This is a genomic window from Streptomyces sp. NPDC048504 (assembly GCF_043200035.1).
Classification (GTDB): domain Bacteria; phylum Actinomycetota; class Actinomycetes; order Streptomycetales; family Streptomycetaceae; genus Streptomyces.
Window position 1 is genome coordinate 173,284 of record NZ_JBICXA010000004.1, and the last position, 12,852, is coordinate 186,135.

Here is a 12,852-nt window from a genome sequence, read left to right on the forward strand (position 1 = left end):
ACACAAAGAACGCGACTACTTCCGCTGCCGCCGGGTAGGTGAGGCGCCGCCCGCGACCGGGAGCCGGTTTCGGTCAACGCCCACCGGACTCGCCCACCCCTGAGTGACGGCGACGCGCAGTACGCTCCAGATACACCCCGGCCGTCACCTCCGATCCCCCGTGTACGCACGGGTACAACGCCGGGCCCGGCCATTAGGCTGCGGCTCTGCCGCGTGGACGCCGGTGTCCGGCCGCGCCCACGCGCGCGTGCCGAGCCGCCGTCGACGGAAGCGAGTTGAACCTTGAACTTCCTTACCATCGGTCACCGCGGAGTCATGGGTCTCGAACCCGAGAACACTCTCCGTTCCTTCGTCGCCGCCGAGCAGGCCGGCCTCGATGTCATCGAACTCGATCTGCATCTGAGCAAGGACGGCGCCCTCGTCGTCATGCACGACGCCGACGTGGACCGCACGACCGACGGGACCGGCCCGATCGCCGACCGGACCCTCGGCGAGCTGCGCACCCTGGACGCGGGCCGCGGCGAGCGCGTCCCGACCTTCGAAGAGGTCCTGGACGCGGTCAAGTCGCCGGTCCAGGCCGAGATCAAGGACCTGGCGGCGGCACGGGCGCTGGCCGAGGTCATGCACCGGCGGAACCTGGTCGAGCGGGTCGAGGTGTCCTCGTTCCATGACGAGGCGATCGCCGAGATCGCCCGCCTGGTGCCCGGCGTACGCACCGCGCTGATCGCCAGCCGCTTCGGCCCCGACGTGGTGGAACGCGCCACCGAGGCCGGTGCCGAAACGGTCTGCCTCAACATCCGCCGGCTGACTCTGGAGGTCGTCGAGGCGGCCCGCAAGGCGGACTTGAGGATCATCGGCTGGGTGGTGAACACACAGGACCAGCTGCGGCTCGTCCGCGCCCTGGGGCTGGACGGCGCGACCACCGACTACCCGGAGATCAAACGCACGGGCCGCTTCACGGCGTAGCGGACCGAACGGCCGTAGGAATCAGGCGAGTTCCTTGACCAGCAGCTCGAACTGAAGGTCGTCGCGCTGCGGAATGCCGAACCGCTCGTCGCCGTACGGGAACGGGGTCATCCGGCCCGTACGGCGATAGCCGCGGCGCTCGTACCAGGCGATGAGGTCGTTCCGTACGGAGATCACGGTCATGTGCATCTCCCGCGCGCCCCAGGTCTCCCGGGCCGTGCGCTCCGCCTCGGCGATGATGACCTTGCCGAGACCGCCGCCCTGGAGCTGCGGACTGACGGCGAACATCCCGAAGTAGGCGTGCTCGCCCCGGTGTTCGAGCTGGCAGCAGGCGACGACCTGCCCGTCGCGTTCGACGACGAGCAGTCGGCTGTCCGGCGACTTGATGACCGCCAGCACGCCCTCGGGGTCGGTCCGCTGCCCTTCGAGGATGTCCGCCTCGGTGGTCCAGCCCGCCCGGCTGTCGTCACCCCGATAGGCCGACTCGATCAGCACGACGAGGGCGTCCACATCGGCGTCGGTGGCGTCGCGGAAGGTCAGTCCGGTGGCGGCGGTGTCCATGGTGCACAACTCCGATCAGGGCGCGGCTCAGGCAGAGACGAGGGTAACGCGACCCCGGAGGCTAGGCTCCGGCCGCATGGTGCACGTACTGAGCAGCCGCATCCTGCTGCGCCCCACCGATCCCGAACGCTCCCGCGCCTTCTACGGCGAGCGGTTGGCCCTGCCCGTCTACCGCGAGTTCGGCACAGGTCCGGAACGCGGAACCGTCTACTTCCTCGGCGGCGGCTTCCTGGAGGTCTCCGGACGCTCCGACACCCCGCCCTCCCCCGCCGTGCGGCTGTGGCTGCAGGTCGCGGACGCGGGCGCCGCGCACGAGGAGCTGCGGGCGAAGGGGGTCGAGATCGCGCGACCGCCGGTGAAGGAGCCCTGGGGGCTGGTGGAGATGTGGATCTCGGATCCGGACGGAACGCGGATCGTCCTGGTGGAGGTCCCGGCGGATCATCCGCTGAGGTACCGGCCGGGGATGTAGGCCTACGACGACCACGGCGCCGTTTCCGCGCCGGATGGCCGGGGTCGCGGCCGGGGCTTAGCGTGCTGGGAGGGGAGCTTTCTGCGGAAGGAACGCCATGAAGCTCGACAGGCCGGTGACCGGTGGACCCTGCTGGACCGAGCTCGGGACCAGTGATCTGGAGGCGGCCAAGCGGTTCTACTCGGACGTGTTCGGCTGGCGTCCGGAGACCGATCCCCGGCCGGAGGCGGGCGGTTACACGGTCGCGCACGTCGGTGATGCGGCGGTCGCCGCGCTGACGCCGCTGTTCCAGGAGTCGCAGCCGGTGGCGTGGAACGTGTCGTTCGCGGTGGCGGACTCCGACGCGACGGCGGAGCGGGTGCGCGCGGCGGGCGGGACCCTGCTGATGGAACCGATCGACGTGTTCGACATCGGCCGCTTCGCGGTCGCCCTCGACCCGGGCGGCGCCGTGTTCCAGATGTGGCAGGCGCGGACCTTCCCAGGCGCCGGGCTGTTCAACGCGCCCGGCGCGCTGGGCTGGGTGGAGCTGCTGACGCGGGCGCCCGAGCGGGCCGAGACCTTCTACACGACGGTGTTCGGCTGGACCGTCCGCCCCTCGGAGCACTACCCGCAATGGGGCATCGACGGCGCCGACTTCGGCGGCATGATGACGATGGACGCGAAGTTCCCGCCGGAGGTGCCTCCGCACTGGCTGCCGTACTTCGCCGTGGCCGACGTCGACGCCGCCGCCGCATCGGCTACGGAGGCGGGCGGCACGGTCCTGATGGAGCCAACGTCCATCGGGGACGTGCGGCGGATCGCGGTGCTGCGGGATCCGCAGGGGGCGATGTTCGGGGTGTATGCGGAGAGTTGAGCCGGCGTCCTGTCCACGAGACGCCGTCTTGTGTTGAAGTGCGCTCCAGCTCCTAACGTCGTCCGCACGACCTGCCTGAAGGGGAACTGATCGTGCGGTACACACTGTTCGGCAAGAGCGGTCTGCGCGTGAGCGAGCTGAGCCTCGGCGCGATGGTCATGGGCGACGATCCTGCCTACGGCTCCGACAAGGAGACCAGCGCCCGGCTCCTGGACGCCTTCGCCGACGGGGGCGGCAACTTCGTCGACACGGCCGACATCTACTCGGGCGGCGCGTCGGAGCGGATCCTCGGTGAACTGCTGGAAGGGCGGCGCGAGGAGTTCGTGCTGGCCGGCAAGTACACGTGCGGGACCCGCGTGGGGGACGTCAACGCGGCCGGCAACCACCGCAAGAACGGGAGATCGCGCAGGCCAACACGCTCGCGGAGCTGAGGGGTTGGACCTCGTTCGCCGGTTCGCAGCTGCGCTACAACCTGTTGGAGCGGACACCGGAGCGTGAACTGCTGTCGCAGGCAAGGGCGTTCGGGCAGACGGTGCTGGCGTGGGCGCCGTTGGCGGCCGGGAAGCTCACCGGCAAGTACCGCCGGGGTGAGGCGGGTCGGCTCGACAGTTGGGGCGACAAGCCGAACTCGCGGGAGGAGGACGTCATTTCCGCCGTCCTGGAGATCGCCGGACAGGGCGGCTGGAGTCCGGCCCAGGTCGCGCTGGCCTGGCTGTTGGGCCGGGCCGGCAACGTCGTCCCGATCGTCGCTGCCACCACGGTGCACCAACTCGCCGACAACCTGGGCAGCGTGGACGTCCGCCTCTCCGCCGACGCCGTCGCCCGCCTCGACGAGGTGAGCGCGGTGGACCTCGGCTTCCCGCACGACTTCGTACGGGAGCCGGCCGTCGTGCGGAACATCTACGGCGACCGCTGGGCCGACATCGACGACCGGCGCTCCGGCTACCGCCGCACGGCGACCGAGGTCCTCTAGCGCACTGGAACCTTCGGTGTCACGCCAGCGGTGTCACCGTCACCCGGTCGATCACCGGTGCGTACGCGGAGCGTTGGCCGTACTGGTTCCTGGAGTGGCCGTCGTGGTCCGGGAGTTCGTCGGCGGTGAAGGTGAGGGTGTTGGCGCCCTGGTCGAGGGTGACGGGGACGGAGAGGCCGTGGAAGTTGTTGAAGTGGAAGGTGGTGGGGAACAGGACGCGGTGCGGGACGGCCCCGTTGACCGCGATGTCCGCGTGGCGGCAGACCGGGTCCGGGTTGTAGTGGGTGGCGGGCGCCTGCTCGCCGTTGGAGTACCGGATCGTGAGCGCGTGACGGCCGGCCCGCTCCGCCGTCACGGTGAGCGTGAGCGCGTTCGCGGGGCCGCCGCCGATGCCTTCGACCGCCTTGCCGCCCGTGGCGAACGTGTGGGCGCCGGTGACCCGGGCGCTGCCGGTCGTGGTGCCGTCCTCGGCCGGGTGCGTGGAGGTGGGGAGTAGGCCGCGTGACGGGCCTGTCTGGAGGCGGTCCAGGACGAGATGGTCCGAAGTGGCGGTGACGGTGACCTTGTTGATGCCCGACGCGAGGAACAGGGGAACGGAGGATCGTTCAACAATCCCCATGCCGTCTCCGCCGATCATCCCCACGTTCTCGCCGTTGATCGTCAACTCGCCCTCCCCGGGGCCGATCCGATCGACGCTCACAGCCGCCTCCCCGTCCTCCGCCGCGTGCACCCAGAAGGTGGCGGTGCCGCCCCGCGGCAGTACGACGACACCGGGTCCCGAGGCTCCGAGCTGCCCGTAGTCCACGCGAGCGCCACCCGCCAACGCCGCGAACTCGGCGTCGTACAGCGCGGGCGCGGTCACCTGGTCGTCGCGCAGGGCGAGGTCGAGCCGGTCGACGACCGCGTCGCCCCGCGTGACACCGAGGTCATGGTCCTGCGCGGCGAGGGTGATCGTGTGCGCGCCGGCGGTCAGCTCGACCCGGGTGTCGGTGTGGCCCCACACCGCCCACTTGTAGCCGAGGGGCAGCCGGAGTTCCCGCGGATCCCCGCCGTCGACGCGGAGAAACACGTTGGTGGGTCCCTGCTCGCGCACCGCGTCGGCCAGGTTGTAGGAGTTGGCGAAGACGCTCACGTCGTACGTCCCGTCCCGCGGGACCTCCACGGAGAAGACGAGCACGCCGTCGGAACCGGTGCGGAGTCCGCCCACGTGGTAGCCCGTCGAGCCCGCGAACCTGTCGACGTCGGACGGGGACCCCTCGGGCCCGTTCAGCGAGTGGCCTTCACCGATGTAGGCCGCGTCCTCCGCCTGGTACGAACGCCGCCAGCCGACCGAGGGCGGCAGCGCTACGGCCCCCTTGCCGCCCGGGGACAGGATCACCTGGTACGCCGACATCGCGTCCAGGCCGGCCAGACGCAGCGTCACTTTGCCGTCCAGGACGGGGAGTTCGTGATCAGCGAGCCTCAACGGCTGCGCGGAGCCGCCGACTTGACCGGTCCAGGGGATCTCAAGGAGCCGCGCGTGGACGGTCGTACCGAAGACTTCGGGGTCGACGTGCTCGAACACGACGTCCGCCGACCCGCCCGCACCACCGAGCAGCACCCGCGCCTGCCGCTTGGCGCGGTCGAGCGCGGCGACGCCTTGGAGCGTGTACTGGACGTTGGGATGGGGCGCGGTGACCTGGACGGTGTTGCCCGTGAACTGTCCGTAGGCGTTGAACAGCCACCACTGGCCGTTGCCCTTGTTGGCCTCCACCACCGAGTCGTTGAGGTTGCCGTCGATGTTCCAGTACGCCATGTCGGCGTCGACCTTTGACTCCTCGATCGCGGCTATCCACTGGATCATCTGGCCCGGGACGGACAAGTGGTAGTTGTGGGCGTACTCGTTGAGGTTGACGGGGAGCGTTCCGATGCCCAACTCCCGTTCCAGCGCACGGTACTTGGCGACGCTCGTGCGGATCTCGTCGGGCGAGGACAGCTCGTGCCAGGTGATGACGTCGGGCAGTACGTCCTCGGCCCGGGCGAACTCCAGGAAGCCCCTGACCTCGTCGTACAGGAGGCAGGTGTTGGGGCCGGCGATGCGGGCGCCGGGGTCGAGTTCCTTGATGAGGCGGTGGATGTCCCGCCAGGCGGTGAAGTAGGGGCGCGGTTCGGTGCGCCAGGAGATCCGGTCGTAGCTCCACTCCCCCGTGCCGAACATGTTGCCCTCGGGCTCGTTGAACGGGACGTACACAACATGGGACTTGTACGCGCCGAGCGTCAGCACCTGCTCCACCTGGCGGCGGACGCGGGCCGTGAAGTCGGCGAGGCGTTCGGCTCCGGTGTCGCCGGGCCATTCATAGGGGAAGCCGCGGTAGATGTCGGTCATGTAGACGTAGACGTCCCGGCCACCCGCCTCGACGAAGGGGCGGAGGATCTCCAGGGCGTCGGCGCCCGGGTGTTGGGTGCCGTCCTGGGCCTTGGTGGAGACCGTGCGGACGTACATGCCCTCGACCGCGTTGCGGCTGGGGACGCCGTCGCCGTACAGGCCGTAGAGCGTGCCGCTCGCGCCTCCGTGGAAGGGGCCCGTGTCGGTGCCGAGGTCGATGGTGAGGTTCCCGGAAACAGGAGCGGCGGAGGCTGCGGCTGCCACGGCATCAATCCCTTGTTCGGCATGTCGTACGTCAGTCGGTGTCCCGGACCGGCTTGATCGAACGTAGGGAGATCACGCGACTCGCGTCAACGGTCCGTCGGCGCCCGCGTGCGGCGGCTCAGACGCGCAGCATGCCCAGCCGGCCTTCCAGTTGGACCAGCAACTCGCCGAGCAGGGAGGCGAGTTCGCCCTGTCCGGGGGTGTCCAGGCCGGCGAGCACGGTCGTCTCGTAGGCGAGTTGCTCGGGCAGGATCGCGTCGACGAGGTCGCGGCCGCTGTCCGTGAGGCGGACGTGGGCGACGCGCCGGTCGCGGGTGTCGCCGCGGCGTTCGACCAGCCCGCGTTCGGTCAGCAGCTTGAGGCGCTTGGTGACGGCGGCACCCGAGGAGAAGGTCTCCCGGGTCAGCTCGCTCGGCGTCAGCTCGTGCCCGGTGCGGCGGAGCGCACCGAGCAGGTCGAACTCGGGGCGGCTGAGCCCGGCCCGCCGCAGCGGCGCGTCCTCGGCCTGCTGGAGCAGGGCGGCGCACCGGTTGATCCGGCCGATGATCTCCATCGGGCCGGTGTCGAGGTCGGGGTGCACGGCCTGCCACTGCCCGACGACGGCGGCGACGGTGTCGCCCCGGGTCGCACTCGAAGGGATCGGGCGGGCCGCGCCGTCCCGGTCAACCGGCCGTCCGTTCATTGCCGTCATCCCCGTACGCCCTCCGTCTTTCCGCCCGTACGCCGATCCACGGTCGGCCGGGAGTGCGACTCCCGGCGTCGTACCGTCGCGGCGAGCGTACGGTGTCCGGACTGTTCGGCGAGCACGACCCGCTCCTGCGGCAGGGCGCGCTGCCACCACTCGCCGGACGCGGCGTCGACGGTGGCGCGCAGTTCGACGAGCGCGGCGGCGAGCGCGCGGGGCGCGGAACCCAGCGCTCCGGGCGCGGGAGCCTGCTCCGCCAGCAGGCGCGCGGCCCGCTCCCGGGCCCGTTCCACGGCGGTCAGCGCCTCCTCGATACGGTCGGTCGCGCGCCGGTTGGTGACGACGGCAGCGGCGACGAGGCCGACCAGCGCGCCGACGAGGGTGTCGACGACCCGCTCGGCGATCAGCTCCCCGGGCTGCTGCGCCCGCGCGAACTCCGTGATGAGCAGTGCCATCGGGGTCACACAGACGCTGCCCAGCCAGTAGTTGCGGCCGATCAGCGCCTCCGCACCGAAGTTGAAGGCGAGGCAGCACAGCACGAGGGCCGCCGGATGCGCGTGGGCGAGCGGCGCGACCGCGGCGAAGACGAGCACCCCGGCGAGGTTCCCGACGACCCGCTGCACACCCCGTCCCCAGGTGAGCGTGATGTTGGCCTGGTAGAGGGAGGCTGCGGTGACGAGGGCCCAGTAAGGGCGGCCGACACCGAGGGCGAGGGACACGTATCCGGCGAGCGCACAGCCGAGCGCCGTGCGCAGCACGAGCGGGGTCAGCGGACCGAGCCTGGTCCACAACGGGCGGGCGGGGGCGGCCAGTTCGGCGTCCACACCGAGGAGTTCGTCCACGGCGCCGGCCGGGACGTCGGTCTGCGGGACCGGTCGCCTGCCGCGCAGTTCGCGGGCCCAGGTGCGCAGCCGCGCCGGGTCGGCGTCCGCGGGCGCGGCGAGCGCCACCTCGGCACGGACGAGGAGGCGTTCGAGACCGCGTCGGGGTGGGGTAGGGGTGCCGGTGGCGAGGAGGGAGTGCCAGGCCGCGTGGATGGCGGCCGCGGCACGCGCGCGTGCGTCACCGTCTCCGGTGCCGTGTGTGGCGGCGTACGTCGCGGCGGCGTTCAGGGCCTGGGCGGTGGCACGGCGCTCGGGGCCGTAGGGGCGGACGAGTGCGGGGGCCATGCCGACGAGCCATGCCCAGGCGCCCGCGGCGGCGGCCAGCGCGAGGTGCGCGGGGACCTGGCCGAGCGTCTGCGGTGCGAAGAGCGAGGCGGAGCTGATGAAAGTGAGGACCACGTTGCCGGGCGGGCCGATCCGGCTCGCGTCGCACAGTCCCTTCTGTACGGCGGCCAGGACGGCGCCGACCGTGACCAGCACGACGGCGTTCGTGGTGAGCGAGGCCGTGACCAGCGAGACGGCGAGGCCGGCGATCATGCCGAGCACCACCCAGAAGAGGGCGCGGGCCCGGGCGGCGTAGGGCTTGTTGTGGGCGTAGAGCGCGCACAAGGAGCCCGCCATCGTATACATCGCCAGGTCGAGGCGGCCGAGGGCCAACAGGGTCAGGTTGGGCGGGGCGACCGAGGCGACCGCGCTGAGCGCGGGCTTGAACCAGATGTCGGACGGCCGGCCGAGGCTCAGCACGCCGGCGAGCGGGAGACGTCGGACGCGTGGGGTGGGGGCGGGGGTCGCACTGCTCATGGGAAACAAGCTTAGCGGGTGTTTTACTCGTGAAGTATTCCCGTCGGGCATGCCACGGGGCGCCACTGACCTGCCGCGCTCCGTCGAGTGCTCCCCATGTACACCGTTGCGCTTGATTGCGCCCCGTGCGGCACGGGCATCCTGTGACCGAACGTCGACGGAGAGCGATGTTCGAGGCGGAACGGGGGATGCGCGTGCATGGTGGACCGGCTTCGCCCGGCTGGCTGTTGGTCGCGCTGTGCGCGGCGACCGGGGCCTACTGCCTGCTGCGGATGCGCAGCCCCGTCGAGGAACAGCGCCGGGCCGCCGGCGGCGAGGCGCTGATGGGCTTCGGCATGGCAGCGATGGCCGTACCCGCCGCGGTGTTCACACCACCGTCCTGGGCGTGGCCCGTCTACGCGGCGGTGTTCGGCGCGGCGGCGCTGCGCGCCCTGTGGTCGGCGCGCCGGAGTCCGCACCATGTGCACCATCTGCTGGGCACCGCGGCCATGGTCTACATGGCGCTCGCGATGGCCGCCTCGCCCGCGCACCACCACGAGCACGGCGACTCCGGAGTCCCGCTCGTGACGGGCGCGCTGCTCCTCTACTTCGTGGGATACGTGCTGCTGTCGGGCATCCGGCTGGTGCCGGTCCCCGGAGCGGTGACCGGCGCGGCCGTCGGCGGCGGGAGCGTCGGCTGGGGCGACCGGCCGGAGCTGGCGCGGGCGTGCCGGCTGTCGATGGGGATCGGCATGGTCGCGATGCTGCTGACGCTCTAGGCAGGAGAGGCGCGGCTGTACGACATCGTGGTCTGCGTCACTTTGCCGCGACAAGCCGTACCACTGATCACCGCGGCGCTCATAGGGTGCTCCCATGATGGTCCCCGCGGCACTGTTGCTGCTCGGCGCCTTGGCCGCCGTTGTCGCCCCACGGCTGCTCGCCCGGGCCGACTGGCCGGACCACGAGCCGGTGCTCGCGCTGTGGGTGTGGCAGTGCGTGGTGGCGGCCGTCCTCCTGTGCTGCGCCCTGTCCATGACGCTCAGCGCGGCCGCCGCATGGCAGGCGGTGCGCGGCCATGTGTTCGCCAACGCCCCGCACGCGGTCGTGGACGCCTATCCCCTGGTGACGACCGGGCCTTGGGCCGCCACGACCGCGGTGGCCCTCGCGTGCGGCGGGGCGTGGACCGCGGCGATGCTGGTCCGTGAGGTCGTACGGGCCCGGGCGCGGCGTCGGCTGCGGAGGGCCGAACTCCTCGTGCGCGCCCCTGTGTTGCCCGGCGAGGAGCCGGGCGCCGAGCCGCTGGTCGTCCTGGAGGGGGAGCGGCCGGACGCGTGGTGGATGGCCGGTACCGCGCCCCAACTGGTCATCACCACGGCCGCGTTGAGGCGCCTCAAGGGGCGGCAGCTGGACTCGCTGCTCGCGCACGAACAGGGGCACGCACAGGCCCGGCACGACTGGTTGCTGCACTGCTCGGGCGCGCTCGCGAACGGGTTTCCGCAGGTGCCGGTGTTCGCCGCGTTCCGGGGCGAGATGCACCGGCTGGTCGAACTCGCCGCCGACGACATGGCCTCACGGCGCTTCGGTCGCCTCACGACCGCCCTCGCGCTGGTCGAACTCAACGAGGACCGCGGGGTGTTCGGGCCGTGCCCCACTCCGCACGCCCATGTTCCGCAGCGGGTGAACCGGTTGCTCACTCCCCCGGACCGCCTCACGGCGATGCGCCGCCTGGGCTGGACCGCGACGGCGGCACTGGTGCCGGTGGTTCCGGTGCTGGTGGCGTTCGTGCCGGGGTTGCGGGCGCTGGGCTGAAGAGGGGCCGCGAAGGCGCCGAGGTCAGGGCAAACAGGCGGCGAGGGGGATGTGCTCCCCGGGCCGGGTTGGCTCCGCCCGCCGTGAGTCGGCGAGGATCGTTCCATGCACCGCCCGCCCCGCCCGACTCTCCGACAGACCGGCATCGCCCTCGCCCTGTGCTCCGCGCTGCTCCTCACTCTCGTCACGGTGGAGTGGCGTCCACTGATCGACGTGGACGAGCGGATCGCCCGGACCACGCATCGCTGGGCGGTCGAGAACCACGGTCTGACGCATACGTTCCGCATCCTGACGGACTGGGTCTGGGACCCGCTGACCATGCGCCTCGTGTGTGCGGCCGCCATGGTGTGGCTGGTGTGGCGGCGTTCAGCATGGTGGACGGCGCTATGGCTGGCGGCCACATGTGCGCTGGGCACACTTTTCCAACAGACCCTGAAGGCACTGGTCGCCCGGCCCCGCCCGGCATGGCCCGACCCCGTCGACTCGGCCCACTACGCCGCCTTCCCCTCGGGCCACGCCATGACCGCCACGGTGGTCTGCGGCCTGCTGCTGTGGCTGCTCCACGACCACGGCGCCAGACGCGCTGTGTGGCGTACGGCCATGGCCCTGGCCGTGATCTCCGTCGCGGGTGTGGGACTCACCCGTGTGTGGCTGGGCGTGCACTGGCCGTCGGATGTGGTGGGCGGGTGGGTACTGGGGGCGCTCGTGGTGGCGGTGGCCGTGGGGGCGTACCAACGGTGGGGGATGAGCGCGACCGGGGATCCGAACGACGCGCCGGAGTGAGCATGTGGCGTGTGCCGGGGGCGCCGATGTGCTGGGCGCACGCTCGCTCGACCTGGCCGGTATCGCCCGTCCCGCCGCGTGGAATGCCGCTGCGTAAGATCACCGCATGAATGCCGTCCTCTTCGACTTCTCCGGAACCCTCTTCCGTATCGAGTCCACCGAGTCCTGGCTGCGTGCCGTGTTGCGCGAGACCGGGATCGCGCTGCCGGAACCGGAGTTGGCCGAGGCGGCGCGGGCGCTGGAGGTGGCGGGGGCGATGCCGGGCGGTGCGCAGCCGGAGCAACTGCCCGAGGAGTTCGCGGAGGTGTGGGCCATCCGGGACCAGAGTTCCGCGCTGCACCGGGCCGCGTACACCGGCGTCTCCCGTCAAGTCCCGCTCCCCGACCCGGCGTTGCACGACGCGCTGTACGACCGGCACATGACGCCGGCCGCATGGATGCCGTACCCCGATACCGAGGACGTGCTGCGCACCCTGCACGAACGCGGGATCGGCGTGGGTGTGGTCAGCAACATCGGCTGGGATCTGCGGCCGGTGTTCCGCGAGCACGGGCTCGACCCGTACGTGGACGCGTACGTCCTGTCGTACGAACACGGCATCCAGAAGCCGGACCCACGGCTGTTCACCGTCGCCTGCGAGGCCCTCGGCGTCGACCCGAAGGACGTCCTGATGGTCGGCGACGACCGGCGGGCGGACGGCGGGGCGGCGGCCCTGGGGTGCGGGGTGCACTTCGTGGACCACCGGCCGGTGACGGAGCGGCCGGACGGTCTGCGGCCGGTGCTCGAACTGGTCGGGCAGGGGCGGGGGTTGGGCGGACTTCGCGGCTGACCGATCACTGGGCCCGCCGGGTCGCAGCCCCCGGATCGCCATGGCGGAGCACCCTCGAACCAATCGTCAATTACAGGTTGACGATAGGGGATCGTCAATGGTCAGGACCGAGATCGCCAACAGGCTTGCCGCGCGCGGCAAGTAGCGCCGAAGCGATCAGCAGGAGCGACACAGGACGCGACGATCAGCGGCCGCGGAGCACCGGGCCGCCGCGGCCACCCCACCCGTCAGCTCACGTCACCTCACCCCTGATACCCCTCCACCTCGGACTCCGGCCGCACCCGCGCCTCGTCCGGGTTCTCCCCGAACTCCACCTTCGCGCGGCGCTGGCGCAACAGGTCCCAGCACTGGTCGAGTTCACGTTCCAACTGCCCGAGGCGCTGATGTTCCGTGGCGCTGTCGATCGCGCCGGACGCGACGGCCTCCCGGAGCTTGCGCTCGTCGTCGACCATCTCGTTGATCCGCGCGAAGATCTGCTGGTCCTGCTCCATGCCCGTGCGCCTCCTCGGCTCGACATCCGTGCCCACTCTAGGGACGGATCACGTGCCGTGCGACAGATGTGCGAGAAGGCGGCGCCGGACGCCGGTTCAAAGGTCGCCCAAGGAAACCATTGGGCGAAAAGGAGCCGCCCGCC

The 12,852-nt window shown here is 71.4% G+C and carries 12 protein-coding genes and 1 pseudogene; 8 read left to right on the plus strand and 5 right to left on the minus strand.

Annotation, left to right across the window (positions count from 1 at the left end; all coding sequences use genetic code 11):
• Positions 1-282 precede the first annotated feature (282 nt).
• Positions 283-966, plus strand: a complete 684-nt coding sequence (locus ACGFY9_RS11700; RefSeq protein WP_393753549.1) for a glycerophosphodiester phosphodiesterase — start codon at positions 283-285, stop codon at positions 964-966.
• Positions 967-987: 21 nt separating this feature from the next.
• Here the strand turns inward: ACGFY9_RS11700 and ACGFY9_RS11705 are convergent, their stop codons facing one another.
• Positions 988-1,527 (minus strand): GNAT family N-acetyltransferase, encoded by a 540-nt coding sequence (locus ACGFY9_RS11705; RefSeq protein WP_393753550.1) that lies wholly within the window; start codon positions 1,525-1,527, stop codon positions 988-990.
• A 76-nt stretch (positions 1,528-1,603) separates the two neighbouring features.
• Here ACGFY9_RS11705 and ACGFY9_RS11710 point away from each other — a divergent pair, with 76 nt between their 5' ends.
• From ACGFY9_RS11710 to ACGFY9_RS11720, 3 genes and pseudogenes are all read left to right on the plus strand, one after another.
• Positions 1,604-1,996 carry a VOC family protein gene (locus ACGFY9_RS11710; protein WP_393753551.1) on the plus strand — a complete coding sequence of 131 codons (393 nt, stop codon included), beginning with the start codon at positions 1,604-1,606 and terminating at the stop codon, positions 1,994-1,996.
• Positions 1,997-2,093: 97 nt separating this feature from the next.
• Positions 2,094-2,849: a VOC family protein gene (locus tag ACGFY9_RS11715; protein ID WP_393753552.1), complete on the plus strand. Its 756-nt coding sequence runs from the start codon at positions 2,094-2,096 to the stop codon at positions 2,847-2,849.
• Positions 2,850-2,941: 92 nt separating this feature from the next.
• A pseudogene (locus tag ACGFY9_RS11720) lies at positions 2,942-3,822 on the plus strand (aldo/keto reductase).
• Between the two features lie 19 nt (positions 3,823-3,841).
• Here the strand turns inward: ACGFY9_RS11720 and ACGFY9_RS11725 are convergent.
• From ACGFY9_RS11725 to ACGFY9_RS11735, 3 genes are all read right to left on the minus strand, one after another.
• The gene (locus ACGFY9_RS11725) at positions 3,842-6,451 is read right to left on the minus strand and encodes a cellulosome protein (RefSeq protein WP_393753553.1); all 2,610 of its coding nucleotides are present in this window, start codon (positions 6,449-6,451) and stop codon (positions 3,842-3,844) included.
• A gap of 118 nt (positions 6,452-6,569) precedes the next feature.
• Complete coding sequence (locus ACGFY9_RS11730) at positions 6,570-7,142, minus strand: MarR family winged helix-turn-helix transcriptional regulator (RefSeq protein WP_393753554.1); 573 nt, start codon at positions 7,140-7,142, stop codon at positions 6,570-6,572.
• Positions 7,139-8,821, minus strand: a complete 1,683-nt coding sequence (locus ACGFY9_RS11735; RefSeq protein WP_393753555.1) for an FUSC family protein — start codon at positions 8,819-8,821, stop codon at positions 7,139-7,141. Before ACGFY9_RS11735 ends, ACGFY9_RS11730 begins: the two co-directional genes overlap by 4 nt.
• Before the next feature lie 167 nt (positions 8,822-8,988).
• On the opposite strand from ACGFY9_RS11735, the gene ACGFY9_RS11740 reads away from it, so the two are divergent.
• The 4 genes from ACGFY9_RS11740 to ACGFY9_RS11755 all read left to right on the plus strand — a co-directional run bounded on the left by ACGFY9_RS11740 (position 8,989) and on the right by ACGFY9_RS11755 (position 12,218).
• A complete protein-coding gene (locus tag ACGFY9_RS11740) occupies positions 8,989-9,579 on the plus strand; it encodes a DUF5134 domain-containing protein (protein ID WP_393753556.1) in 591 nt (196 codons plus the stop codon).
• 94 nt (positions 9,580-9,673) lie between these two features.
• A complete protein-coding gene (locus ACGFY9_RS11745; protein ID WP_393753557.1) occupies positions 9,674-10,609 on the plus strand; it encodes a M56 family metallopeptidase in 936 nt (311 codons plus the stop codon).
• A gap of 105 nt (positions 10,610-10,714) precedes the next feature.
• The gene (locus tag ACGFY9_RS11750; protein ID WP_393753558.1) at positions 10,715-11,392 is read left to right on the plus strand and encodes a phosphatase PAP2 family protein; all 678 of its coding nucleotides are present in this window, start codon (positions 10,715-10,717) and stop codon (positions 11,390-11,392) included.
• A gap of 106 nt (positions 11,393-11,498) precedes the next feature.
• Positions 11,499-12,218 (plus strand): HAD family hydrolase, encoded by a 720-nt coding sequence (locus tag ACGFY9_RS11755; RefSeq protein ID WP_393753559.1) that lies wholly within the window; start codon positions 11,499-11,501, stop codon positions 12,216-12,218.
• A 242-nt stretch (positions 12,219-12,460) separates the two neighbouring features.
• On the opposite strand, the gene ACGFY9_RS11760 is transcribed toward ACGFY9_RS11755, so the two are convergent.
• Complete coding sequence (locus ACGFY9_RS11760; RefSeq protein WP_033278377.1) at positions 12,461-12,709, minus strand: DUF2630 family protein; 249 nt, start codon at positions 12,707-12,709, stop codon at positions 12,461-12,463.
• Positions 12,710-12,852: the final 143 nt, after the last annotated feature.